Source organism: Geodermatophilus sp. SYSU D00079 (assembly GCF_054050635.1).
Genome location: NZ_JBJGZS010000062.1, coordinates 1 through 2,432, shown reverse-complemented (window position 1 = coordinate 2,432; position 2,432 = coordinate 1). Strand labels below are relative to the sequence as shown.

At 76.6% G+C, this 2,432-nt stretch carries 3 protein-coding genes; 2 read left to right on the top strand and 1 reads right to left on the bottom strand.

The genetic code is table 11. The annotated features are described in order from the left end of the window. Positions 1 to 45: 45 nt before the first annotated feature. Positions 46 to 648: a 30S ribosomal protein S4 gene (gene rpsD / locus ACI79E_RS22365; protein WP_456934780.1), complete on the bottom strand. Its 603-nt coding sequence runs from the start codon at positions 646 to 648 to the stop codon at positions 46 to 48. Between the two features lie 70 nt (positions 649 to 718). On the opposite strand from rpsD, the gene ACI79E_RS22360 reads away from it, so the two are divergent. Beyond that, positions 719 to 1,489 (top strand): DUF2470 domain-containing protein, encoded by a 771-nt coding sequence (locus ACI79E_RS22360; protein ID WP_456934779.1) that lies wholly within the window; start codon positions 719 to 721, stop codon positions 1,487 to 1,489. 110 nt (positions 1,490 to 1,599) lie between these two features. After that, complete coding sequence (locus ACI79E_RS22355) at positions 1,600 to 2,319, top strand: DUF998 domain-containing protein (protein ID WP_456934778.1); 720 nt, start codon at positions 1,600 to 1,602, stop codon at positions 2,317 to 2,319. The last annotated feature ends 113 nt before the right edge of the window (positions 2,320 to 2,432 follow it).

The window sequence follows — 2,432 nt, the reverse complement described above, 5'->3', positions numbered from 1 at the left end:
AACCGTGCGAGATCGCGGGATCTCGCCCGGTTCCGGGTGCGGCGGTCAGCGGGAGTAGTACTCCACGACCAGCTGCTCCTCGCAGACCACCGGGACCTCGTCGCGGCCCGGGGTGCGCTCGTAGCGGGCGACCAGGTCGGCCAGCCGGACCTCGAGGTAGGCCGGCGCGGTGGCGTGCGCGCCGGAGGCGGCGACGACGAACGGGTCCTTGACCCGCGACTTCTCCGCGATCTGCACGAAGTCGCCCGGCCGCAGCCGGTAGGAGGGGCGGTCCACCCGCTGGCCGTTGACCAGTACGTGCCGATGGGTGACGAACTGCCGGGCCTGGTAGATGGTGCGGGCGAAGCCGGCCCGCAGCACGGTGGCGTCCAGGCGTGACTCGAGGTCCTGGATCAGCGCCTCACCGGTCTTGCCGCCGGCGCGCCTGGCCCGGTCGAACGCCGCGCGCAACTGGCTCTCGCTGATGTCGTACTGCGCCCGCAGCCGCTGCTTCTCCTTGAGCCGGGTCGAGTAGTCGCTGTCCTTGCGGCGCTTGCGCCCGTGCTCACCCGGCGGGTAGGGACGCCGCTCGAAGTACTGCACGGCCTTCGGCGTGAGCGGGATGCCGAGGGCGCGACTGATCCGGACCTTGGGACGCGGGGTGTTCACGGGACCTCCTGGTTTGGTTAGGCTCACCTTACTCTCGTTCGACACCCCGACGTCCACCCCGAGGGAAGCCATGACCGCAGCACCCCGCCCTGCACCCCGGACGCCCGCTGCCGGCGCCGACCGCGCCTCCGCGGCGGACGCCGCCGAGCGGGCCCGCACGGTCGCCACCAGGCCGGCCGCCTCGATCACCGCGCTGGGGCTGGGCACCAGCCGGCTCCTGGCCGCCACGACCACCGACGACGGGGACGTGCTGGTCGTCGTCCCGCGGTCCGGGGGGCTGGCCGCCGCCGTGACCGCCGCGCCCGAGGGCGACCTGCCCGCGCGGGTGTCGGTCACCTCCCGCTCGCCGCTGCCCCTGCGCAACCCGCTGCGCGCCCGGCTGGAACTGGCCGGCTGGCTGACCCCGGTGCCGGCCCGCGACGAGCCGGAGCGGGTGCTCGCCTTCGCCGCCGCCCACCCCACCGACGTGCTGCTCGACGTCGGGCTCACCGCGACGCTGCTGCGCCTGGACCTCGCCGAGGTCCTCCTCCACGAGGGCGGCGGCTGCACCGAGGTCACGCCGGAGGAGTACGCCGCGGCCCGGCCGGACCCGCTCGGGGCGGTGGAGCCCGACCTGCTGGCCGACTCCGCCGGCTCCCTGGCCGAGCTGTGCGCGCGGGTGCGGGCCTGGACCGGCGACGACGACGTCCACCTGCTCGGCGTCGACCGCTTCGGCGTCGTGTTCCGCGTCGAGCACCGGCGCGGCTGCTACGACCTGCGGACGCCGTTCCCCGCCCCGCTGGCCGGCCCCGGGGAGTTCGCCGCCGCGGTGGACCACCTGCTGGCCTGCGCCCGGGCCTGAGCGAGGGCCCCCCCGACCGGCGGAGGTCCCGTCGGCCACCTGCGATGACTTCCGGGGACCCGCGCCGTCTGACGTCTGACGAGTGCGAGAACTCCCCGAGAGGCAGCCCGATGACCACCAGCGCAGCCCCCGCCCCCGCCGTCCGGACGCCGGTCGGCCCGATCTGTGACCGGCCGTCAGCTGTCACGCGGTCCCTGCTCGGCTACGGACCCCTCGCCGGGGCCGTCTACCTGACCTCCGGGCTGGTACAGGCGCTGATGAGGGACGGGTTCGACCTCACCCGCCACGACCTGAGCCTGCTGGCCAACGGCCCGCTGGGGTGGATCCAGGTCACCACGCTCGTCGTCGCCGGGCTGATGGTCCTGGCCGCGGCCGTCGGTGTGCGCCGGGCCCTGCCGGGGGGCCGCGGTGCGACCTGGGGCGCCGGGCTGCTCGCCGGCCACGGGCTGGCCCTGGTGGCAGCCGGGGTGTTCATCGCCGACCCCATGGCCGGCTTCCCGGTCGGCACGCCCGCCGGTCCGCCGGTGGAGGTCAGCCTCTCGGGGCTCCTGCACATGGCCGCCGGCGGGCTCGGGTTCGGCTGCCTGGTCGCGTCGGCGTGGGCGCTGGCACGACGGTTCGCCGGCGAGGGACGGCGCGGGTGGGCCGGCGTGTCCGTGGCCGCCGGCGTCGTGGTGCTCGCGGGATTCCTGGGTGTCGCGACGGGATCGACGTCCTCGTGGGCGGTGCTCGGCCTGTGGATCGGCGTCGTCGCCGGCTGGGCCTGGATCGCCGCGGTCTCGGTGCACCTCTACCGGCGGACGCCGCACCCCACGCGCCCGCGGGACTGAGCCAGGACCGGTCCGTCGCCTGCGACACCCTGCGGGGGGGGGGGGGGGGGGGGGGGGGGGGGGGGGGGGGGGGGGGGGGGGGGGGGGGGGGGGGGGGGGGGGGGGGGGGGGGG